The organism is Aquabacterium fontiphilum, assembly GCF_009909205.1.
GTDB classification, from domain to species: domain Bacteria; phylum Pseudomonadota; class Gammaproteobacteria; order Burkholderiales; family Burkholderiaceae_C; genus Aquabacterium; species Aquabacterium fontiphilum.
Genome location: NZ_JAAAPN010000004.1, coordinates 111,219 through 134,409 on the forward strand (window position 1 = coordinate 111,219; position 23,191 = coordinate 134,409).

Consider the following 23,191-nt stretch of genomic DNA (forward strand, 5'->3'; position numbering starts at 1 on the left):
CGCAGGGTCTGCCATCAAGACGACTTTCGCACCCTCAGATACCACTCGCACAGCAGGCGAACCTGCTTGGGCGTGTAACCCTTCTCCACCATGCGGTTGACGAAATCCTCGTGCTTCTTGGCTTCGTCCGCGCTGGCCTTGGCGTTGAAGCTGATGACCGGCAACAGCTCTTCCGTGTTGCTGAACATCTTCTTCTCGATCACCGTACGCAGCTTCTCGTAGCTGGTCCACAGCGGGTTCTTGCCACCGTTGTTGGCCCGGGCCCGCAACACGAAATTGACGATCTCGTTGCGGAAGTCCTTGGGGTTGGCGATGCCGGCCGGTTTCTCGATCTTCTCCAGCTCGGCGTTCAGCGCCGCGCGGTCGAAGATCTCGCCCGTATCCGGATCGCGGAACTCCTGATCCTGGATCCAGTAGTCGGCGTACGTCACATAACGGTCGAAGATGTTCTGGCCGTACTCGGAGTAGCTCTCCAGATACGCGGTCTGGATCTCCTTGCCAATGAACTCGGCATAGCGCGGCGCCAGCATCTCCTTGATGTAGGCGATGTACTTTTGCTCGGTCTCGGCAGGGAACTGCTCGCGCTCGATCTGTTGCTCCAGCACATACATCAGGTGCACCGGGTTGGCAGCGACCTCCGTGCTGTCGAAGTTGAAGACCTTGGAAATGATCTTGAACGCAAAGCGCGTGGAGATGCCACTCATGCCCTCGTCGACGCCCGCATAGTCGCGGTACTCCTGGATGGACTTGGCCTTCGGGTCGGTGTCCTTGAGGTTCTCGCCATCGTAGACCTGCATCTTGCTGAAGATGCTCGAGTTCTCAGGCTCCTTCAAGCGGGTCAGTACAGCGAACTGGCTCATCATCTTGAGCGTGCCGGGCGCACAGGGCGCCTGAGACAGCGACGAGGTACGAATCAGCTTTTCGTAGATTTTGATCTCTTCGCTGACGCGCAGGCAGTATGGCACCTTGACGATGTAGATCCGGTCGAGGAAGGCCTCATTGTTCTTGTTGTTGCGGAAGGCCTTCCACTCGCTTTCGTTCGAGTGGGCCAGTACGACGCCATCGAAGGGGATGGCACCGAAACCCTCGGTACCCTTGAAGTTGCCCTCTTGGGTGGCCGTCAACAGCGGGTGCAGCACCTTGATGGGCGCCTTGAACATTTCCACGAACTCGAGCAGGCCCTGGTTGGCCAGACACAGGCCCCCGGAGTAGCTGTAGGCGTCCGGGTCGTCCTGGGCATAGGTTTCGAGCTTGCGGATGTCGACCTTGCCGACCAGCGAGCTGATGTCCTGGTTGTTCTCGTCGCCCGGCTCGGTCTTGGCGATGCCCACCTGCTTGAGGATGCTGGGGTAGCGCTTGACCACCTTGAACTGGCGGATGTCGCCACCGAACTCCTCCAGCCGCTTGACGGCCCAGGGGCTCAGGATGCGCTGCAGGTAACGGCGGGGAATGCCGTATTCCTTCTCGAGGATGGGGCCGTCTTCGGCTGGGTCGAACAAGCCCAGCGGAGACTCGTTCACCGGCGAGCCCTTGATGGCGTAGAACGGCACCCTCTCGGCCAACAGTTTCAGGCGCTCGGCTATGGACGACTTGCCGCCGCCCACAGGGCCCAGCAGATACAGAATCTGTTTCTTTTCTTCCAGGCCTTGTGCGGCATGCCGGAAGTAGCTCACCACCTGCTCGATGGCGTCTTCCATGCCGTAGAACTCTTCGAAGGCCGGGTAGATCTTGATGACCTTGTTCGCAAAGATGCGCGACAGGCGCGGATCATTGCGGGTGTCGATCATCTGCGGCTCGCCAATGGCCTGCAGCATCCGCTCTGCAGCGGTCGCGTAGGCCATCTTGTCGCGTTTGCAGATCTCGAGGTACTCCTCGAGGGTGTACTCCTCTTCGCGCGTTCGCTCGTAACGGGCTGCGAAGTTGCTGATCACGTCCATACCGACCTCCGAACCATCGCCTGGAACACGGATGCCGCTGGGTGGGGCCGGATCTGCCTGGTGAACCGGCGCGACCGCTGCTGCATCGCCTTGACACCAAAGATCGAGGAAATCGTCATTGCGGCATCGCGGGACTAGACCCGCTTTCGCCTACCACTTTGACGGCTTCGTTGTTGACTATCTTGCACCTTTTTTGGCCTTTGCGTGCGGCACGTGAACAACAGACCCCGGTTTCGTGCGGTCTGCACTCCGCCTGAGTCAGGTATTGCTGGTCGCGCGCACCTCTTCCATGCAGGTCAACCCGGCCAGCACCTTCTCGATGCCGTCCTGGCGCAGCGTGCGCATGCCATGGCGCATCGCCTCGTTTTGCAGCTCGTCGGCGCGCGAGCCTGTCTGAATCAGGCGGCGCAGTTCCCGGTCGACCTCCATCAGCTCATGGATGGCCACGCGGCCCTTGAAGCCCGTGTGGCTGCAATGTTCGCAGCCGGTGTTGGTGTAGTGCATGAGTTGGCCTTCCTTGCCGAAGCGGCGTACCCAGTCTTCCAGCACCGCGTCGTGCGTCGGGGCAGTGCCGTCCTTAGGAAAGGCCTGCAGATACTCCTGCAGCAGGTCTTCCACCGCTTCAGGGCTGGCCGGCTCTTCGACGCGACACGACGTACACAGCCGACGCACCAGCCGCTGCGCGATCACGCACAGCAGCGCGTCGGCAAAGCTGAACGGGTCCATGCCCATGTCGAGCAGACGGGTCACGGTCTCGGGCGCACTGTTGGTGTGCAGCGTGGTGAGCACCAGGTGGCCGGTCAACGAGGCCTCGATGCCCATGGTCGCCGTCTCGTGGTCGCGCATTTCGCCGATCATGATGACGTCCGGATCAGCCCGGAGAAAAGCCCGCAGCGCCTTGGCAAACGTCCAGTCGATCTTGGGGTTGACCTGAACCTGGCGCAAGCCTGGCTGGGTGATCTCAACGGGGTCTTCCGCCGTCCAGATCTTGCGCTCGGGCACGTTGATGTAACTGAGCGCCGAATGCAGCGTGGTCGTCTTGCCCGAGCCGGTGGGGCCCACGCAGAGGATCAGGCCATAGGGCCGCTCCAATGCCTCCTTGAAGCGGCTGAGGTTGACGGGGCTCAGACCCAGCTTGTCCAGCGGCATCGGTTTGGCCGAACTCAGCAACCGCATCACGATGTCTTCCAGACCGTTGTTGGTCGGGATGGTGGCCACGCGCAGCTCGATGCGGTATTGGGGGACGAAGCGCGCAAAGTTGATCTTGCCGTCCTGTGGCTTGCGCCGCTCGGAGATGTCCAGATCGCACATGATCTTGATGCGGGCGATCACGGCGCTGCGGTAGTTGTGCGGCAGCTCCAGGTAGGGCACGAGCAGCCCGTCCTTGCGGAAGCGGATCTTGACCTTTTCGCGTCCGGGATGACACTCGATGTGGATGTCGGAGACGCCTTGCGAGTAGGCCTCGACAATCATGGTGTTGATCAGCCGCACGAGCGAGTTGTCGCTCTGCTCGATGGATTTCTCGTCCTCGGGGCCCAGCACGTCCATGCCCTCGCGCTCCAGGCTTTCGACCAGCTTGCCGGAATCCAGCGCGTCGAAATCCACATTGGGCAGATGGGTGTCCTTGAAGGCGAGAGACGACACATCGGCGCCCAGCTTGCCGTAGGCATCGCGCAGGGCCAGCTCCAGCTGTAGCGACTGCGCCAGCACGGGCACGACCTTGCACTGGGTGATGAACTCGAGTTCGGACAGCGTGAGGCGTTTGCTCGGGTCTTCCACCGCCACCACCAGGGTGGAGTCGCGCGCCATGAGCGGCACCACCGTCAGCCGTGCCGCGACGTTGAACGGCACCTTGTTCAGCGCATCAGGGTCAATCGGGAAGCGGTTGAGGTCGACCAGCGGGTAGCCCATCTTGCGCGCCAGCGCCTGCAGCAGATCCTGCCGGGTGATGAGGCCCAGGCGCACCAACAGCTCTCCCAGCGGCACCGCACGGTCGCTTTGCTGCTGACTCAGCGCCTCGTGGAGCTCGTCTTCCGTGATCAGCCCCATGGCAATCAACGCCTCGCCGATGCGCACCATGGGCATGCGGCTCTGCGCCTCGATGGCCTGTGTGAGCTGCTCCGGCGTGGTGACCAGCTGGGTCAGCAACGCGTCGCCCACGCGGGCCGCGCGAGGCGTCACGGGCGCCGCGGGGGCGGCGGCGGTCGCCACAGGCGGGGCGACGGCCTCGGGAGGCAAGGCAGGCACGGCGAAGGGATCTGGCTGTGCGTCGTGCGGCGCAGCATCCTGAAACTCGGCCTGGGCGATGACCTCGCGTGGGACGAACAAGCGCACGACAGCACCGTGCTCGTCAATCGGCGGGAACAGGAAACAGCCGAACTCGCGCTCGACATGGCCAATGGTTTCGCCGGCCAGCACATCGCCGTTGTTCAGTGCGATGCGGTAGGTGCTCACGGGCCGCTCGCTGCCATCTTGCAGCGGCATCAGCCCGCTGGCCACCGTGTCGCGCGGCACGATGGCCCGGGTCAGCCGCAGACACTGGAAGTGGCCAAAGCGCAGCGGCATGGTGGTGCGGGCAGGCGGCACCTGGATGTGGGCCACGAGTTGTTCAGGGACGAAAAAGTTCAGCCGCCCGTGCATGACCCGCCCGTTGAGGCCGACGATGTCGCAAGGCTCGTGGTGGTGTTGCGCCTGCGCCCGGGGGTAGGCGTCAAACGGCGGCATGGGCCAGACAAAGCCCTCTGGCTCGAATGTGGCCGAGGGCGTCGCCGGCTCCCATTCGAGGGTGGCGGCATCCAGCGCTTGCGGTCGTGTATCAGACATCGTGTTCCTTCCAGCACGCGCGCCGCCGGCCCAGGCGAACGCCACGCGCATGCTCCCTGCATCCTATGAAAATCTGACACCACAGGAGAGCAGAAAAACGACAGAATCGAGGCACATTCCCCGTCAGCACCATGCACCACACTGACCGCGACCCATCCCCACTCGGGGCGATCCCCAGGGTGTTCGTCGACCTGCCTCCTGCGTTGGGCCCACAGGCCACATTCGGCCGCTCGCTGTGGTCCCTCCTTCCGAAGGACACGGCCCTGCACCTGGAAGATCCGATGAGTGCGTGGCCAGACGGTGCGCTGGTGTCGCTGACCTGGCGCTGCGCGCCCGACGACGTGCCGGCACCAGCCGGCCGGGCCGCCGCGCTGGTGTGGACCGAGCCCACCGAGGCTGCCAGGCAAGACTGGGCGCTGGCCATGCGCGCCTGGCAGACCGCTCACCCCGGGCTGACCGGGCTGTTGCGCCCCACCGCCTTGCCGGAGCCCGGCGACCATCGGGGCCTGGAGTCGCTGGTGGCGCTGAGCCTGCAGACAGGCTGCCCGCTGGCGGTCGACCTGCACGAGGCGCTGCTGCGGGCCCACGCCGCCGTCCGTGACACCCACGCCGCGATGGCGCTGGTGCGGCAGACGGTGAACCAGCTTCCCGGCACCTGTGTGGGCCGCCTGGAAATCGGCGGACAACAGCGCTGGCACGAGCCGGTCGCTCAGGCCGATCAACGCGTGCCCGACGCGCTGTGGGATCTGGTGGATGAGCTGTGCACCCATTGGGGGCCCAAGCCCTTGCGCATCAAATGGCAAGGCCCGGCGCCAGCCCCCGCCGTGCTGGCCGACGAGGCGAGGCTGGCCCACCAGGCGTTCAGTCGCGCGGACGGAAGCTGATCTCGATCACCTGGGGCACCCGCCCCTGCTCGTTGGCAGGCAGCACCTCGGTGCGTTCGATGGCCCGCAGGACCGCCGCATCCCAGGCGGGAACGCCAGAGGCACTCACGAGCCGGCTCGACAGGATGCGCCCGTCCGGCCCGCAGCGCAGCTCGACCACGGCCACCGGGTTGCCCTGGATCAGATCGGTAAAGACGATGTGCGGCTTGATGCGCGCCTTGATGCGCCCGGCGTAGTTGTCACTCGGCCCGGCCGTGCGAGCGTCGCTGCCCGTGCTGTCCAGAGATCCAAGTTCGGACATCATGCGCGCCATGTGGGCCTTGCGCTGCGCTTCGCGTTCGGCTGCTGTGGGCCCTGGCGGCGTGGCCGGCGCTTTCGGCTCGGCGCGCGTCGGCTCCCTGGGCGCAGGCTTCGGCTCAGGTCGGGGCTCCGGGCGGGGCGGGGGCTCGGGGGCCGGCTTGGGCGGTGGCTGCACCTGCCGCTTGGGCGGCGTGCTCTCGAACACCTCCACCGGCGGCTTGGGCTTGGGCGGCTTCTTGGGCTCGGGTGCCACGACGATGTCAGGCTTCGGCGCTGGCGGGGGTGGGGGCTCCGGTGCCGGCTTGGGCGGGGGGGCCGGCGTAGGCCTGGGCGGCTCAGCAACAGGCTGGGGGCGGGGCGCTGGTGCCGGCGGCGGGGGGGGCGGCGCGGCCACGGTCGGGACCTCGGCCCAGACCTCGGCTTCGGCCACCTGCACCTCGGTGACCTTCCAGCTCACACCCAGGGCGAGCGCGCCGACCAGCAACAGGTGCGCGCCAACCGCCATGACCGCCCCCTGACGCAAGGGCTCGTTGGTCTGCGGGCGCAAGAGACGACCTTCAGGCACGGCAGGCGTCCAGGGCGACACCATGGATCACGCTCCCGTGGTGCGCACAGACAGGCCGACGCGGGCCACCCCGGCGCGTTGCAGGCGATCCATCACCTGGATCACCGTGTCATAGCGCAGGTCCTTGCGTGCGCTGATGATGACTGGCGACTGCGCAGGGCCGCCTTCGGCCTGCGCCTGCAGCAGCCTGACTTGCTCGGCCAGCGCCTCGATGGCATAGGTGTCCACATCGCGCTGGTTCACTCGCACGCGCACCCTCGCCTCATCCTCGACCACCAGTTCGATGACCTGCTGCGGCGGCTGCTGGGCCTTGCCCACGCTGGGCAGGTCCACGACACCGGTCGGCATCAGAGGTGCCGACACCATGAAGATGATGAGCAGGACCAGCATGACGTCGATGAACGGCACCATGTTGATCTCGTTGCGCACACGCCGCCCCCGGCGGCCCATCTGCTCGGCCATGTCAACGCCCCTGCATGGCCCGGGGCGGCTCGGTCACCGCACCGGCGGCCGGCACGTTGCGCGCCAGGATGTTGGAGAACTCGTCCATGAAGGACTCAAGCTGGGAGGCGATGCGGTCAATGTCGCGCACGAATCGGTTGTAGGCCAGCACGGCGGGAATGGCGGCAAACAGGCCGATGGCCGTGGCCACCAGGGCTTCGGCGATGCCGGGGGCCACGGTGGCCAGCGTGACCTGCTGCAGATTGGACAGCCCGGTGAACGCGTGCATGATGCCCCACACCGTGCCGAACAGGCCGACATAGGGCGACACCGAGCCCACCGAACCCAGAAAATCGAGCCGTGCCTCCATCACATCCAGCTCGCGTTGGTAGCTGGCCCGCATGGCGCGTCGGGCGCCATCCAGCAACGAACCCACATCGGCCACACGGCGTTCACGCAACTTCATGAACTCACGCATGCCGGCCGCAAAAATGCGCTCCTGCGGGGACGGCGGACCGTCGGTGCGTGAGGCGTCCTGATAGAGCTCCTGCAACGTACGGCCGGACCAGAATTCGCGGTCGAACTCGGCGTTGTCGTCGCGCACCTTGCGCAGGCCGATGGCCTTGGCGAAGATGACGCTCCAGCTCACGAGCGAGACGCCCAACAGCAGCGCCATGACCAGCTGGACCACCAGGCTGGCCTGCATCACGAGGGACAGGATCGACATGTCTTGGTTCATCGGCAGATCTCGGTTGGCTGCTTGCCGGCGCAGACCGGCTCAAAGGATTCAACGATTCAGGTGACTCATGAGTCTCGGCGGGCCGATGGCGTGACCGGATCGGGCAAGGCCTCGACCACCGCCACAGGCAACCGCCCGGGCCGCAGACGACCGCTGGCGTCGGGAGCCACCCAACCCACTCGGATCTCGCCTTGGGTCAGGCGTTCCGTGCCGCGCCATACGGCCTGATGAAAGGACAGCGAGGCGCGGCCGCGCTCCGCCAGCGTGACGGTGACACGCAGCACATCGTCCAGGCGCGCGGGCAACTCGTACTTGAGGGCGGTGGCAGTCACCACGAACATGCCGGCACCCTGCTGGCGCATGGCTTCCTGGCTGAAGCCGAGTGCCCGCAGCCAGTCCGTGCGGGCCCGCTCCATGAACTTGAGGTAGTTGCCGTAGAACACGATGCCGCCGGCGTCGGTGTCCTCCCAGTACACGCGGAGTTCAATATGGAAATGCGGTGACACGTCACCAGTCCCGGGCTCAAGGCTCATCCCGGCATTATCGCCGGGCAGAACGACCTCAGAGCGTCTCAGGGTTCACGACCGCATGCAGCACGAGCCGCTGGTCGCCCTGACGCGCCCGGCTGCGCAGCCACCACACGCCCCCCTTGCGCACCGACCAGGCCAGATCTTGGCCGGTCATCAGGCGGGCGGCCACCATCCCCAGCGTCGGCTGGTGGCCCACGACGACCACGGTACCCCCTGTCTCTCCACTCCACCGCGCGGCCCGCAGCACGGCGTCCACATCGGCGCGAGGGTCGATCGCCCGCACGGTCTTGAATGTGCGCCCGAGCGCCAGAGCCGTCTGCTGAGCGCGCTGTGCCGGGCTTACCAGCACGCGGGCGTCATCTGGCAGACGACCCCGTAACCAGGCCCCCATGGCTGCGGCCTGTCGATGGCCCTTGGGCGTGAGCTCCCGGGCGAGGTCGGCTGCCCAGTCGATCTCGATGGTGAGCGCGCCCGCGGTGACCGTGGCGCCCTCCGGCAGGGGCAAGGCTTCGGCCTGGGCGTGGCGCCACAGAATGAGGTCCATGCGGGTCTCCTGTGATCCGATAAGGCCGCGCGTGTTCAGTCGCGCGCGCCGTGGCGTGCCATCAGCGCCTGCTGCGCGCTGTGGCCCAGCGGCGGCACGCGTTCGTAGCGTCCGTCGGGCTGCTGCACCCACGCGTCGCGCGCATCATGAAGGTACGGCACCAGGGCCTCGTCGATCACGCGCTGGCGCAAGGCCGGGTCTCGCACGGGCCACGCCGCCTCGATGCGGCGCGTCATGTTGCGGTTCATCCAGTCGGCGCTCGACAGATAGAGTTGCTCGTCGTGCTCGCCGGGTCCCCAGCAGAAGTAAAAGATACGGGGGTGCTCCAGCAGGCGCCCCACCACCGAGCGCACGCGGATGTGGTCGGTCAGGCCAGGCAAGCCAGGCGGCAGGATACAGGCGCCACGCACGATGAGGTCGATGTTGGCACCAGCCTGGCCAGCGGCGATCAGCGCGCGCACCAGCACCTCGTCGGTCAGCGAGTTGACCTTGATGACGATGCGGGCCATGGCGCCTTCGCGCGCCGCCTGGGCCACACGCTCGGTCAGCCGCAGCATGTGCGTCTGCAGGTTGAACGGGGCCAGCAGCAGCTGGCGCGGGGCCTTGAGCTGCGTCAGGCTGGACAGCTGCTGGAACACGCCGTCGATGTCGGCGGTGAGCTCCGGATCGGCCGTGAGGTAACCCACATCGGTGTAGAGCCGTGCCGTGCGCGGGTTGTAGTTGCCAGTGGACAGGTGGGCGTACCGGCGCAGGCGCGTGCCCTCGCGGCGGGTGATCAGCATCATCTTGGCGTGGGTCTTGAGCCCCACGATGCCGTAGACGACCTGCGCGCCCAGGGCTTCGAGCCGTTCGGCCCAGTTGATGTTGGCCTCTTCGTCGAAGCGGGCCTTGAGTTCGACCACGGCCAGAACCTCCTTGCCACGGCGCACGGCCTCGAGCAGCAGGTCCATCAGCACCGACTCGCTGCCCGTGCGGTAGATGGTCTGTTTGATGGCCAGCACATCGGGGTCGTGCACCGCCTCGCGGAGGAACTGCACCACGGCCTCGAACGATTCGAAGGGATGATGCAACAGACAATCGCCCTGCCGCACCCGGTCAAACAGGCCGGTCTCTGGAAGGCCCTCGGGCCAGCCTGGCATGTAAGCCGGGAAGCGCAGCGCATCGGCATCCACCTGATCGATCAGCTGCGTCAACCGCACCAGGTTGACGGGGCCGTGCACCTTGAACAAGGCCTGCGGATCCACATCGAACTGCTCGAGCAAGAAATCCGACAAATCGGCTGGGCATGAGCGCACGACTTCCAGCCGCACGGCGCGGCCGAACTGCCGCGTGCTCATCTTGGTGCGCAGCGCCTGGCGCAGGTCGGTCACGTCGTCTTCGTCGACTTCGATGTCCGAATCCCGCGTGAGCCGGAACTGCGAGAACGCAACAATGTCTCGCCCGGGGAAGAGCTCATCCAGGTGGGCCCGGATCACGCTCGACAAGAGCACGAAAGCCTGCTGCCCGCCCGATAGCTCGGCCGGCATGCGGATCACCCGTGGCAGCACACGCGGAATGCGCACGATGGCGATGTCGTTGTCGCGCCCGAACGCGTCCTTGCCACCCAGCCGCACGATGAAGTTCAGCGACTTGTTGGCGACCTGGGGGAATGGATGGGACGGATCCAGCCCGATGGGCACCAGCAGCGGCTGCACCTGCCGGCGGAAGAAACGCGCCACCCATTCGCGCTGCGCGTCGTTGCGATCGGCGTGATTGAGGATGAAGATGCCGGCTTGCTGCAAGGCGGGGGCCAACTCGTCATTGAAGATGCGGTACTGGTCTTCGACCAGCGCCTGAGCGAGTTGGGTGGCCTGGGCGATGTCGTCAGGTCCGATGCCGGTACCGCGTGTGCGGGCAGCCTCCAGCACGTCGGCAAACCGCACCTCGAAGAACTCGTCAAGGTTGGACGAGACGATGCAGATGTAGCGCAAGCGTTCCAGCAGGGGGACGTCTTCGCGCTGAGCCTGGGCGAGCACCCGCCGGTTGAACTCCAGAATGGCCTGCTCACGGCTGAGCAGCTTCAGACTTGATACCTCAGGCGACACCACGGAAAACGGCACACATCCCCCAGCAAAACCAGCGAAAAACCGGCATGACGCCGGCCGCTTTGAGTTTATCGATTGGAGCTGGCGAATTGATGACAGTTCCGTGACACGCCGTCAATGCGCGGCTTCCCAGTTCGGACCAGCCCCCACTTCGGCCAGCAGGGGCACGCGCAAGGTGGCCACCGAGGCCATCATGCGAGGCACTGCCGCCTTCACCCAGTCCAGCTCGGCCTCGGGCACTTCCAGCACCAGTTCATCGTGCACCTGCATGATGATCTTAGAAGCGCGTCCTTCCGCGTCGAGCGTGTCCTGTACGGCCACCATGGCCAGCTTGATGAGGTCGGCGGCCGTGCCCTGCATGGGCGCGTTGATGGCGGCGCGCTCAGCCCCGGCTCGCAAGGGGCCGTTGCCGCTGTTGATCTCAGGCAGCCACAAACGGCGACCGAACACCGTTTCGACATAGCCCTGGGCCTTGGCCTGGGCGCGAGTGTCGTCCATGTAGCGCTTGACCCCGGCAAAGCGCTGGAAGTAACGCTCAATGTAGGCGTTGGCCGCGCTGCGCTCGATACCCAGATTCTGCGCCAGACCGAAACCGCTCATGCCGTAGATCAGACCGAAGTTGATGACCTTGGCATAGCGGCGCTGCTCGCTCGATACCTCGTCCACCGGCACGCCGAACACCTCGCTGGCGGTCGCCTTGTGCACATCGACGCCGTCGGCGAACGCGCGCAGCAGGTTCTCGTCCTGCGAGATGTGGGCCATGATGCGCAACTCGATCTGCGAGTAGTCGGCGCTGACGATGACGTGCCCCGGCGGCGCAATGAAGGCTTCGCGGATGCGGCGCCCTTCGGTCGTGCGCACGGGGATGTTCTGCAGGTTCGGGTCGTTGCTGGCCAGCCTCCCGGTGACGGCCACGGCCTGCGCGTAGTTGGTGTGCACCCGACCCGTATCGGGGTTGATCATCAGTGGCAGCTTGTCCGTGTAGGTGGACTTGAGCTTGGCCAGACTGCGGTGCTCCAGGATGCGCGCGGGCAGCGGGTGATCTTCGGCGAGTTTTTCCAGCACCTCTTCGTTGGTGGATGGCGCGCCCGTGGCCGTCTTCTTCACGACGGGCAGGCCCTGCTTGACGAACAGGATCTCGCCCAGTTGCTTGGGTGAAGCCAGGTTGAAGGGCTGGCCGGCGAGCGCATAGGCCTCCTGCTCCAGCGCCATGATGCGCTGCGCCAGTTCATGGCTTTGCTGCTGCAGCAAGGCCTTGTCGATCAGCACGCCGTTGCGCTCGATGCGCTGCAACACGCGTGAGGTAGGCATCTCGAAACGCTCATAGATGTCCTTGAGCCCCGGCTCCGCTTGCAACTGAGGCCACAGGGCCTGGTGCACGGCCAGGGTCAGGTCGCTGTCCTCGCACGAGTACTGCGCGGCGCGATCGACCGCCACCTGAGCAAACGGAATCTGCTGGGCGCCCTTGCCGGCCACATCTTCGTAGCTCAGACCGGCGCGGCCCACGTATCGCAAGGCCAGATCGCCAAGGTTGTGCTTGCGATGGGCTTCGAGCACATAGCTCTCGAGCATGGTGTCGTGGCGGTAGCCACGCACGGTGATGCCATGGTTGGCCAGCACGTGGGTGTCGTACTTGATGTGCTGGCCCAGCTTGGGCCGCAACTCGTCTTCAAACCAGGGCTTGAGGCGGGCCAGCACCTCGTCCAGCGGCAACTGCTCGGGCGCATCCGGCCCTTCGTGGCGCAACGGGATGTAGCAGGCTTCGCCCACCTTGTCGCTGAACGACAGGCCGACAATGCGCGCACGCATCGATTCGAGCGAGTCGGTCTCGGTGTCGAAGGCCACCAGCTCGGCTGCCCGGATGCGCGCGAGCCAGCGCTCGAAATCGGCCCAGGTCAGGATGGTGTCGTAGCAGGTGGACGTGACGCACGCAGCCTCGGGCAACGTGTGGGGCGCCGGCGGGTCGGCAAAGAGGTCACCCGTGCCGCCCGGGGCCACTGCCGCACCAGACACCGTGACGGGGGCGCCCGTCGACGACGCGCCGGCCTGGCCCTTGAGCAGGCGCTCGATCTCGGCCCGGGCCGAGCGGAAGCCGAAGCGCGTGTAGAAATCCAGCAGGCCAGGCAGGTCGGGCGCCTTCATGGCCAGGGCATCCAGGCCTGGCCATGTAGACACATGGCCCGTCAGGTCGCAATCGCACTTGACGGTGATGAGTCGCCGCCCCTGCGGCAACCAGTCCAGCGCCTTGCGCAGGTTCTCGCCGGCCACGCCCTTGATGCTGGCGGCCGCCGCCATGACGCCTTCCAGCGAGCCGTGCTCGGCAATCCACTTAGCAGCGGTCTTGGGGCCGACCTTCTCGACACCAGGCACGTTGTCCACCGCATCGCCGATCAGCGTGAGGTAGTCGATGATGCGCTCGGGCGGCACACCGAACTTGGCCAGCACACCGGCCTCATCCAGCACCTCGGGCGGCTTGGCCATGGTGTTGATCAGCGACACGCGGCCGTTGACCAGCTGGGCCATGTCCTTGTCGCCGGTTGAAATGACCACCTTGTGGCCTGAGGCCACACCTACCCGCGCCAGCGTGCCAATGGCATCGTCCGCTTCAATGCCGGGCACCTCCAGCACCGGCCAACCCAGCAGCTTCACCACTTCATGGATGGGCTCAATCTGGCTGCGCAGGTCATCGGGCATCGGGGGGCGATGCGCCTTGTACTCGGGGTACCACGCGTCGCGGAAGGTGGGCCCTTTGGCGTCGAACACGCACACGGCATGCTCGGCGTTCAAGTGGTCACGGATCCAGCCCAGCATGTTGACCATGCCGTGAATCGCCCCGGTCGCCTCGCCGTTCGGCCCGCGCAGGTCGGGCATGGCATGAAAGGCGCGATACAGGTAGCTGGAGCCGTCCACCAGCAACAAGGTGGGCAGCGCGGCGGCATCAGCCGACTCAGAAATGGAAACCGGGGCAGTCATGCCCCGGATTGTGCGGTGAAATTGCCGCGCGCCAGCCGCCCGGAAACGGCATCATGCGGCATCAAACGGCCAGGGAATCAGAACTCCATCGAGCCACCGACCGAGAACAGATACAGGCTGCTCTTACCATCAACGATGTAGTCAAAGCTGGTGTTCATGCGGATGTCTCGCGCCACCCGGAACGACAGACCCGCGCCCACATACGGCGCCGTGCGGTAAGACGTGCTCGACTCAAAGCTGCCGTCGGGACGGTCGATGTCCTGGTCACGCTTGACACGGGCAAAACCGGCGCGCAGGTGGTTGGTGAAGTGGTGCAGCAACTCGACTTCCCAGTTGATGCCCAGCGTCAGTGCAGTCACCTTGCGGTCTTCGGCTGCAATGTTGGTCTGAGCTGCCAGACCGGCATTGTTGGCGTTATCCACCCGTCCGAAGAACATGTAGTTGACCTCGGCCGCGAGGCCCGGTGTCAGGCGCTTGCCACCAAAGAGCTTGCCGCTGAACGAGGTGCGGCCGCAGCTGGTACCGCAATCCCACTCATACACACCGATACCGGCGTTGATGCCGCCGTAGACGCCCAAGGGGGCCGACTGCGGCTGCATGACCTGCGCAAAGCCAGGCGCGCTGGCCAGGGCCAAGGCCACGGGCAGGGCCGCGGCGAGTTTCGAAACGGTGCGGGAAACAGTCTTGCTCATGGTAAAGGGCCGGTCCTCGGTAGATGACAACGCGGTGCCAGCACCCATGGGGCATGGCATCGCATCGGATTTTTGCCGAGTCTGCCACATCGACTTCTACAATCTCACGCTCGGCATCCCGAAGGCGCTGAGGGTTTACGCTGAAACAGCGGCCCCGAGCTTTCCCCAGATGCCAGACTTGACAGGATTTCCCCCCTTCTTCGACGCCGACCCCTCATGGCCGTTTTCACCGACGTCTCACCGCAGGAAGCCCAGACCCTGCTCAATGCGCTGGACCTGGGCACGCTGCAGTCAATGCAGGGTTGCGCCTCCGGCATCGAGAACACCAACTATTTCGTGGACACCGACCGCGGCCGCTACGTGCTGACCCTGTTCGAGCGCCTGAGCTTCGCGCAGTTGCCGTTCTACCTACACCTGATGGATCACCTCGCGCAGCGCGGCATTCCCGTGCCGGCGCCGCAGCCCAACGGCCAGGGCGAGATCCTGCTGTCCCTGAAGGGCAAGCCTGCTGCGGTGGTCACACGGCTGCGGGGTGCCAACCAGCTGCAACCTGCTCCTGCAGATTGCGCACAGGTGGGCGCCATGCTCGCGCGCATGCACCTGGCCGGGCGCGACTACCCGCGCGAGCAACCCAATCTGCGCGGCCTGGCGTGGTGGTCCGAGACCGTGCCGGTGGTGCGCCCTTACCTGGATCCCGCGCAGGCAGAGATGATCGACGACGAGTTGGCCTTTCAGCAGGCCCTGGCCACGCAGCCTGACTACCTCGCCCTGCCACGCGGCCCGATCCATGCGGATCTGTTCCGCGACAACGTCATGTTCGACGGCCCGACGCTGTCGGGCTTCTTCGATTTCTACTTTGCGGGCTGCGACACCTGGCTGTTCGACATCGCGGTGTGCCTCAACGACTGGTGCATCGACCTGGCCACGGGCATCCTTGACCCGGCGCGCGCGCAAGCCTTTGTGGCAGCCTATGATGCCGAACGGCCCCTGGACGCAGCGGAGCTGGCGCTGATGCCGGCGTTGCTGCGGGCTGCAGCCTTGCGATTCTGGACCTCCCGGCTGTGGGATTTCCACCTGCCGCGCGAGGCCAGCATGCTCAAGCCCCACGACCCCACGCATTTTGAACGGGTGCTGCGCCTGCGCCGCACCGCGCCATGGAGCTACGTACGCGCATGAGACTTCGCATCGTCCCCGCACGCCAGGGCCTGACCTGGGTGCGCAACGGGCTGGACATCGCCCGGCGTCAGCCTTTTCACATGATGGGCCTTGTCGGCATGGTGGCTTCCTGCGCCATCCTGCTGGCGGGGGTGCCTGTGCTCGGCGCGCTGGTCGTCGTGGCCACCATGCCGCTGATCTGGATGGGCTTCATGCTGGCGACCCGGCGCGTGCTCAGCGGTGAGCGCCTGACGCCCGGTGTGTTGTTGGAGCCGGTACGCGGCACCGACAGCCCCCGCCAGGCCCTGGCCCAGCTGGGCGGCGCCTATGTGCTGGCCACCCTGGCCGTGATGCAACTGGCCCACTGGCTCGGTCCGGGTGCCGATGTGTTGGGCGAAGCCATCGAGCAGGCCAAGGATGTCAGCGAGGTGGTGGCTCACCCTGACGTGCAACGCGACATGCTGTGGCGCATGGGGCTCACACTGCCCATCAGCCTCGTGTTCTGGCACACACCCGCCCTCGTTGTCTGGGGCCGTGTATCTGTGGTCAAGGCGCTGTTCTTCAGCGCCGTGGCCTCATGGCGCAACCTTGGCGCCTTCATCGTGTACGGCCTGGGCTGGCTGTTGGCCGTCACCGCGCTGGTGGCCATAGACCGGGTGCTGCTGTCGCTGCTGCCGGGGGTGCTGGGTAGCCTGCTGGCCGTCGCCTCGGGCCTGTGGCTGTTCTCGGCCTTCTACGCCTCGTTGTACTTCACCGTGGCCGACTGTTTCGAGTCGTCCTCGTCGACCGAGCCCACGCTCACGCCGACAGACGCATGACGCCCTCCAGGGCGCAGTCGTAAACCGCGTTGCGCAAGGCTGCAATGGCCTCGTAACGCGTGAAGCTACGGCGCCAGACCAGCACGACGCGTCGCGTCGGGGGCGGGTCTTCAAACGGCACGTAGGTGATGTAAGGGTGAGGCTCAGGCGGCACGGACAACCGTGGCACCACGGTCACGCCCATGCCAGCGGCGACCATGTACTTGATGGTTTCGAGCGACGAACCCTCGAAGCTCTTGCGGATACCCTCGGCGTCGCTCGAAAAGCGTGCGAACTCGGGACACACCTCCAGCACATGGTCGCGAAAGCAGTGGCCTGAGCCCAGCAGCAGCATGGTCTCGCGCTTGAGTTCTTCGGCATCGATGCGCTCACGCTGCGCCAGCGGGTGGCTGCGCGGCACGGCCACCATGAACGGCTCTTCGTACAGCGGCGCCATTGCCAGGTTGGTGTCCACAAAGGGCTCGGCCAGGATGGCGCAGTCCAACTCGCCAGCGCGGAGCATGTCGAGCAGCTTGGCGGTGAAGTTCTCCTGCAAGATCAGCGGCATCTGCGGCACGCGCGCAATCGTGGCCCGCACCAGATCGGGCAGCAGATACGGCCCGATGGTGTAGATCACACCCAGGCGCAGCGGGCCGGCCAGCGGATCCTTGCCGCGCTTGGCGATCTCCTTGATGGCCGCGGCCTGTTCCAGCACGGCCTGCGCCTGACGGACGATCTCTTCGCCCAGCGGCGTGACGCTGACCTCCGTCGAGCCGCGCTCGAACAGCTTCACATCGAGCTCTTCTTCAAGCTTCTTGACGGCCACCGACAGGGTCGGCTGAGACACGAAGCAGGCCTCGGCCGCCCGTCCAAAGTGCCGCTCGCGGGCCACGGCAACGATGTAGCGCAGTTCAGTCAGGGTCATGCCGGGATATTACGTCAGGCCTTGAGGTACTCGGACTTGTTGCCCAGCCAGCGGGCCACGTGCCGCTGTGCGATGTGAGGGTGCGCATGCAACAGGAACTCGGCCGCCCGGCGGGCCTGCTCGATGAGCGGCTGGTCGTCTTCCAGGCTGGCAAAGCGCAGCAGCGCCGCGCCCGACTGGCGCGCGCCCATGAACTCGCCCGGCCCCCGGATGGCCAGGTCACGCCTCGCGATCTCGAAGCCGTCGGTGGTTTCGACCATGGCCTTCAGGCGCTGCTTGCCGGAATCGGACAAGGGCGGCGCATACAGCAACACGCAGACCGAGGCCACCGCGCCGCGCCCCACCCGGCCGCGCAATTGATGCAATTGGCTCAAACCGAAGCGCTCGGCATGTTCGATCACCATCAGGCTGGCGTTGGGCACGTCCACCCCCACCTCGATCACGGTGGTGGCCACGAGCACGGCCAGCTCGCCCGACGCGAAACGCGCCATCACGTCGGCCTTCTCCGCCGCCGGCAGTTTGCCGTGCAACAGCCCCACCCCCACCCCTGGCAAGGCCTCGCCAAGATCGGCATGGGTCTGGGTGACGTTGCTGAGGTCGAGCGGCTTGCGCCGCGCGCTGTCGCGGCCTGCCGCCTGGTCGGCTGCGGCATCGCTGTCCTGCGTCTCGTCGATCAGCGGGCAGACCCAATACACCTGGCGGCCGCGCGCCACCTCGTCGCGGATGCGGGCAATGACCTCTTCTCGGCGGCTGTCGGCAAACACCTTGGTGACGATGGGGGTGCGCCCAGGGGGCAGCTCGTCGATGGTGCTCACCTCCAGGTCGGCCAGGAAGGTCATGGCCAGCGTGCGCGGAATGGGTGTGGCGCTCATCATCAGCAGGTGTGGCTCCAGCTCACTGCTTTCCAGCTTGCGCCGCAGTTGCAGGCGCTGGGCCACACCGAAGCGGTGCTGCTCGTCAATCAGCGCCAGACCCAGCCGGGCGAACTCGACCTGGTCCTGGATGACGGCGTGGGTGCCCACAACCAGCTGCGCCTCACCCGAGGCCACGGCTGCGATCTGTTCCCGCTTGGCCTTGGCCTTGAGGCTGCCGGTGAGCCAGGCCACTTTGACGCCCAGCGGCTCCAGCCAGCCCACCAGCTTGCGGAAATGCTGCTCGGCGAGGATCTCGGTGGGCGCCATCAGCGCGCACTGCCAGCCGGCATCCATGGCCACGGCCGCTGACAGCGCGGCCACCACCGTCTTGCCCGAGCCCACATCGCCCTGCAGCAGGCGGTGCATGGGGCGGCCCTGCGCCAGATCCTGGGCGATCTCTTCGACCACACGCTGCTGGGCGCCCGTGAGCTGAAACGGCAGCACGCCCAGCAGTTTGTCCGCCAGGCCGTCCCGTCGGCTGCGCAGCGGGGGCGCCTGCAGGTGCGCCCGCTCGGCCCGTGCCTGTAGTTGCGAGAGTTGCTGCGCCAGCAACTCTTCGAATTTCAGCCGCTGCCACGCCGGATGGGTCTGGTGGTCTTCCAGTTCGGGCAGCGACACCGAGGGCGGCGGATGATGCAGTGCCTGCAGCGCGTCGCGCAGGCTGGGCCAACGGCGCGGCAGGCCGATTTCAGGCCACAGCGCCTCGGGCAGCAGCTCGTCCAGTGGCGCACGCCTCAGGCCCGCCGCCACCGCCTTGCGCAAGTAAGCCTGCGGCAGGCCGGCGCTGGTGGGGTAGACGGGCGTGAGCGCATCGGCCAACGGCGTGTCGGCCTGCACGATGCGCACCGTGGGGTGCACCATCTCGCGGCCGAAAAAGCCGTGGCGCAGCTCGCCGCGCACCCGCAGGCGCACGCCAGGCGCCCAGCTCTTCTGCTGCGAGCCGTAGAAGTTCAGAAAGCGCAGCAAGACCTCGCCACTGCCGTCATCCAGGCGGACGAGCATCTGCCGCCGGCTGCGCTGCTCGATGCGGTTGTCGGTGACCACGCCTTCGACCTGCACCGTGTCGCCATCGCGGGCGTCGCGCAGCCGCGTCAGGCGTGTCTCGTCTTCATAACGCAGCGGCAGATGCAGCGCCAGGTCGATGTCGCGCACCAGGCCGAGCTTCTCCATGGCCTTCTGCGGCGCCGACTTCTGGGCGGCAGTTCGCGAGGCGGCAGCAGGCGATGGCGGTGTGGCAGACACAGTGCGGGGGCGAGGCATCCGGTCCCCGGATCATAGGGCCGCCAGGCGGGTGGCAATGAGCGACAATAACGGATTCAGTTTTGGCACGGGGCCCGTCAGCCCCTCAAAAGCATGACCCAGCCCTCTTCTTCGGCCGCCCACGCCGCACCTCACGCCTACACCCTCGCGGATTTCGATTTCGAGCTGCCCGAGGCACTGATCGCCCAGCACCCGGCCCCCGAGCGCAGCGCCTCGCGCCTGCTGGACGGACGCACCCTTCCCCCCACCGACCGCGTCTTTCGCGATCTACCCGGTTTGCTCCAGCCGGGCGACCTGCTGGTGTTCAACAACACCCGCGTGATCAAGGCCCGCCTGTTCGGTGCCAAGGCCACGGGCGGTGCGGTCGAAGCGCTGATCGAGCGGGTGCTGCCCGGCACGAACGAGGTTTGGGCGCACATGCGGGCCAGCAAGTCACCCAAGCCGGGCGCACTCGTGCGCTTTGCCGATGCGTTCAACGCCGAGGTGCTGGGTCGTTGTGGCCCGGACAACGGGTTGTTTCACCTCCGCTTCGAAGGCGATCCGTTTGCGCTGCTGGAGCAACACGGCCACGTGCCGCTGCCCCCCTACATCACGCACGCGGACGACGAAGACGATGTGCGCCGCTACCAGACCGTCTTCGCCAAGGAGCCTGGCGCGGTGGCCGCCCCCACGGCTGCGCTGCACTTCGACGAGGGCGTGCTGGCCGGCCTGGCCGCGCGCGGCGTGCAGACCGCCGAGGTGACGCTGCATGTGGGCGCCGGCACCTTCCAGCCCGTTCGCACCGAGCGCATTGACGAACACAAGATGCACAGCGAGTGGTTCGATGTGCCCCAGCACACCGCCGAGCGCATCCGCGCCACACGGGCTGCGGGCGGCCGCATCGTGGCCGTGGGCACGACGACGCTGCGCGCGCTGGAGTCGGCCGCGCTGCATGCAGGGCCGGATGAGATCGTCCAGATCGGCAGCAGGGATACCGACATCTTCATCACCCCCGGCTTCCAGTTCAAGGTCGTCGATCTGCTGATCACGAACTTCCACCTGCCCAAGAGCACGCTGATGATGCTGGTCAGTGCACTGGCAGGTTACGAGCACATCAGGGTGCTTTACCAGCATGCGATCCGCGAGCGCTACCGCTTTTTCAGCTACGGTGACGCGATGCTGATCCAGACCACCACAAAAAACAATCATGGGAACCCTCTTCACACCGCTGCCGTGGACCCGGCGGCCTGAGCTTCGCGCGCCAACCTGCAAGCGGCCGCGCTCAAGCCTGTGGGCGCTGCTCCTGTCCATCTGGCTGACCGCGCTCGGCTGGATGGCCCTGACAGGGTCGGCGCAGGCCGAACCGGCCATCCTCCAGCCCTCGGCCGTGGTGGTCCGGCAGGCCACGCTCGCGCCGGGTGCATGTTCGGAGCACCAGCCCGGCCGCGTGGTCATGCTGCCGGACGACTGGCGCGGCCTGGGCATGACGGTACCCGGTGTGGCCTGCTACCGCGCCAAGGTCTACATGGAGCGCTCGCCGGTGATTCCGTGGGGCTTGCGCATCGACCGACTGCCTGGTAATCACCGCGTGACGATCAACGGCATCCAGATGAGCACGCGCCACATGGAGGGTGAGGTCATCACCAGCATGGCCACGCTGCCCTATCTGATCGAATTGCCGGTCAACGTGCTGCTGGCTGGCGAGAACGACATCGAGATCGACGTGCGGATGAACCCCTTCCGCAAACCCGGCATCGGCGAGTTGCAGATCGGCCCGCTGACCGAGGCGCGCCAGGCCTACGACCAGTGGGTGGCCCTGACGGTCGACCTGCCGCGCATCATGAACCTCAGCGTGGCGGGCATGGCGCTGTTCATCGTGCTGGCGTGGCGTACGCGCCCGCACGACCGCATCTTTGCCTACTTCGGCGGGCTGATGCTCGTGATGTGTGGCCGCAACGCCTTCTACTTCGTCGAGACGATTACCTGGCCTGCGCCGGTGGTCGACTGGCTGTTCTTCGCCTGCCAGGCGGTGGGCACCTACTACCTGTCGCTGTTCGGGCTCACCTACGCCCAGATGTCGCTGGAGCGGCTGCGCTGGCCGTTGCGCTTCATCGGCTTCGGCCTGCCCTTGCTGGCGCTGATGGCCATGGGCACGCCCCACCTCGACACGCTGCGGCTGCTGGCCTACCCGCTGATGATGGGCTGCGGCGTCCTGGTTGTGATCAAGGTCGTGCAGACGGCTTGGCGCAAGCACTGGATCGAATCGGTCGCCATGACACTGGGTCCCGTGGGCACGCTGGTCAGCGTGGCGCACGACTACCTGTTCCTGACTCCCCTGCTACCGGTTACCGACCTCTACTGGACGCCCTACACCGCGCCGGTCATCTTCCTGGGCTTTGCGCTGACGTTGATGGGCAAGTTCGTCGAGGCCATGAACATGGCCGAGCGCATGAACCACATCCTGGAAGAGCGCGTCGCTGATCGCACGCGCGCGCTCGAAGCTGCCAACCAGAGTAAGACCCGCTTTCTGGCTGCCGCCAGCCACGACCTGCGCCAGCCCACGGCGGCCATCGGGCTGCTGGTGAGCCTGTTGCGGCAACAGACCAAGGCGCCCGAGTCCAAGGATCTGATCAACATGCTTGATGAGGCGGTGGCCTCGATGGAGTCGCTGTTGGTCGGCCTGCTCGACATCTCGCGGCTGGATGCCGGCGCGGTCAAGCCCGAGTTTCAGTCCGTGAGCCTGCACGACGTGTTCCAGGCGGTGCGTGTGCACGAGCAGAGCGCCGCGCAAGCCAAGGGCCTGCGCCTGCGCTTCCGCCTGCCACGCACGCCTGCCGGCCAGCACCCCGTGCTGCTGACCGACCCCATGCTGCTGCACAGCGTCCTGCGCAACCTGGTGTCGAATGCCATCCGCTACACCCAGCGCGGCGGCGTGCTCGTGGCCGCGCGGCGCCGAGGCAAGCACCGCATCCGCATCGAGGTATGGGACACCGGCATCGGCATCCCGGATGACCAGCGCGACCGCATCTTCGAAGAGTTCTACCAGGTCGGCAACAGCGCGCGTGACCGCACCAAGGGGATCGGCCTGGGACTGGCGATCGTGCGCCGCATGGCCTCCATCCTGGGCGAGCGCATCGAGCTCCGATCCCGGCCTGGACGCGGCTCCTGCTTTGCGATCGAGCTGCCGCTGAACCTGGCCGCCACGACCGCGACCACCACCACCGAGACCCGTGATCTGCCGTTGCAGGGCCGCTCAGTCTGGCTGGTCGAGGACGACCTGCTGCTGCGCCGTGCGCTGACCGAGATGTTGCGCAATTGGGGCGCAGAGGTGCGCGCCTGGCCCGATGCAGAGAGTCTGCTGGATGAGCTGCCGCAACTGACGCTGATTCCGGCCGATGCCTTGCCCGATGCTGTCATCACCGACTACCGGCTGCCCGGCATGAGCGGCGTGCAGCTGATGCAACACCTGCACGTGCAGTGGCGCGCCAAGGGCCGCCAGCTCGACGCGGTGGTCATATCCGGCGACACCGACCCAGCCGAGTTGCAACGCCTGAGTGCATCGGGGCTGACGGTGCTGCCCAAACCCTTCCGCAGCGAACGGCTGCTGGAACAACTGCTGCAAGCGCCACCGGAGGCGCGCGCAGCCTGA

General features: G+C 66.3%; 17 protein-coding genes. 5 read left to right on the plus strand and 12 right to left on the minus strand.

Going from position 1 to position 23,191, the window contains the following annotated elements; genetic code table 11:
* Positions 1–14: 14 nt before the first annotated feature.
* Positions 15–1,937: a PrkA family serine protein kinase gene (locus GTZ97_RS05970; protein WP_161649667.1), complete on the minus strand. Its 1,923-nt coding sequence runs from the start codon at positions 1,935–1,937 to the stop codon at positions 15–17.
* 258 nt (positions 1,938–2,195) lie between these two features.
* Entirely contained in the window at positions 2,196–4,760 is a 2,565-nt protein-coding gene (locus tag GTZ97_RS05975; protein WP_161649668.1) for a GspE/PulE family protein, read from the minus strand.
* Between the two features lie 131 nt (positions 4,761–4,891).
* Between GTZ97_RS05975 and GTZ97_RS05980 the strand changes: the two genes are divergently transcribed.
* A complete protein-coding gene (locus tag GTZ97_RS05980; protein WP_236651047.1) occupies positions 4,892–5,644 on the plus strand; it encodes a multinuclear nonheme iron-dependent oxidase in 753 nt (250 codons plus the stop codon).
* On the opposite strand, the gene GTZ97_RS05985 is transcribed toward GTZ97_RS05980, so the two are convergent.
* From GTZ97_RS05985 to GTZ97_RS06020, 8 genes are all read right to left on the minus strand, one after another.
* The gene (locus GTZ97_RS05985; protein WP_161649670.1) at positions 5,622–6,533 is read right to left on the minus strand and encodes an energy transducer TonB; all 912 of its coding nucleotides are present in this window, start codon (positions 6,531–6,533) and stop codon (positions 5,622–5,624) included. The two genes, GTZ97_RS05980 and GTZ97_RS05985, sit on opposite strands and share 23 nt — an antisense overlap.
* Positions 6,534–6,536: 3 nt before the next feature.
* The gene (locus tag GTZ97_RS05990) at positions 6,537–6,971 is read right to left on the minus strand and encodes a biopolymer transporter ExbD (RefSeq protein WP_161649671.1); all 435 of its coding nucleotides are present in this window, start codon (positions 6,969–6,971) and stop codon (positions 6,537–6,539) included.
* Position 6,972: 1 nt separating this feature from the next.
* Positions 6,973–7,689, minus strand: coding sequence for a protein TolQ (gene tolQ / locus GTZ97_RS05995; RefSeq protein ID WP_161649672.1), 717 nt, complete (start codon positions 7,687–7,689; stop codon positions 6,973–6,975).
* Positions 7,690–7,754: 65 nt separating this feature from the next.
* Complete coding sequence (locus tag GTZ97_RS06000) at positions 7,755–8,222, minus strand: YbgC/FadM family acyl-CoA thioesterase (protein ID WP_161649673.1); 468 nt, start codon at positions 8,220–8,222, stop codon at positions 7,755–7,757.
* 28 nt (positions 8,223–8,250) lie between these two features.
* Positions 8,251–8,763: a SixA phosphatase family protein gene (locus tag GTZ97_RS06005; RefSeq protein ID WP_161649674.1), complete on the minus strand. Its 513-nt coding sequence runs from the start codon at positions 8,761–8,763 to the stop codon at positions 8,251–8,253.
* A 35-nt stretch (positions 8,764–8,798) separates the two neighbouring features.
* Positions 8,799–10,862 carry a polyphosphate kinase 1 gene (ppk1, locus tag GTZ97_RS06010; RefSeq protein ID WP_330863558.1) on the minus strand — a complete coding sequence of 688 codons (2,064 nt, stop codon included), beginning with the start codon at positions 10,860–10,862 and terminating at the stop codon, positions 8,799–8,801.
* 99 nt (positions 10,863–10,961) lie between these two features.
* Positions 10,962–13,820: a DNA polymerase I gene (gene polA / locus GTZ97_RS06015; protein WP_161649675.1), complete on the minus strand. Its 2,859-nt coding sequence runs from the start codon at positions 13,818–13,820 to the stop codon at positions 10,962–10,964.
* A 77-nt stretch (positions 13,821–13,897) separates the two neighbouring features.
* Positions 13,898–14,512, minus strand: coding sequence for an outer membrane beta-barrel protein (locus GTZ97_RS06020; protein ID WP_161649676.1), 615 nt, complete (start codon positions 14,510–14,512; stop codon positions 13,898–13,900).
* A gap of 216 nt (positions 14,513–14,728) precedes the next feature.
* Here GTZ97_RS06020 and GTZ97_RS06025 point away from each other — a divergent pair, with 216 nt between their 5' ends.
* Positions 14,729–15,688 carry a homoserine kinase gene (locus GTZ97_RS06025; RefSeq protein ID WP_161649677.1) on the plus strand — a complete coding sequence of 320 codons (960 nt, stop codon included), beginning with the start codon at positions 14,729–14,731 and terminating at the stop codon, positions 15,686–15,688.
* Positions 15,685–16,485 (plus strand): BPSS1780 family membrane protein, encoded by an 801-nt coding sequence (locus GTZ97_RS06030; protein WP_161649678.1) that lies wholly within the window; start codon positions 15,685–15,687, stop codon positions 16,483–16,485. The genes GTZ97_RS06025 and GTZ97_RS06030 overlap by 4 nt, the downstream gene beginning before the upstream one ends.
* Here the strand turns inward: GTZ97_RS06030 and GTZ97_RS06035 are convergent.
* Positions 16,466–17,389, minus strand: a complete 924-nt coding sequence (locus GTZ97_RS06035; RefSeq protein ID WP_161649679.1) for a LysR substrate-binding domain-containing protein — start codon at positions 17,387–17,389, stop codon at positions 16,466–16,468. The genes GTZ97_RS06030 and GTZ97_RS06035 overlap by 20 nt on opposite strands.
* A gap of 14 nt (positions 17,390–17,403) precedes the next feature.
* A complete protein-coding gene (gene recG / locus GTZ97_RS06040) occupies positions 17,404–19,563 on the minus strand; it encodes an ATP-dependent DNA helicase RecG (protein WP_161649680.1) in 2,160 nt (719 codons plus the stop codon).
* A 93-nt stretch (positions 19,564–19,656) separates the two neighbouring features.
* On the opposite strand from recG, the gene queA reads away from it, so the two are divergent.
* Both queA and GTZ97_RS06050 read left to right on the plus strand, forming a co-directional pair.
* Positions 19,657–20,793 (plus strand): tRNA preQ1(34) S-adenosylmethionine ribosyltransferase-isomerase QueA, encoded by a 1,137-nt coding sequence (queA, locus tag GTZ97_RS06045; protein WP_161649681.1) that lies wholly within the window; start codon positions 19,657–19,659, stop codon positions 20,791–20,793.
* Positions 20,750–23,191: a hybrid sensor histidine kinase/response regulator gene (locus GTZ97_RS06050; RefSeq protein WP_161649682.1), complete on the plus strand. Its 2,442-nt coding sequence runs from the start codon at positions 20,750–20,752 to the stop codon at positions 23,189–23,191. The genes queA and GTZ97_RS06050 overlap by 44 nt, the downstream gene beginning before the upstream one ends.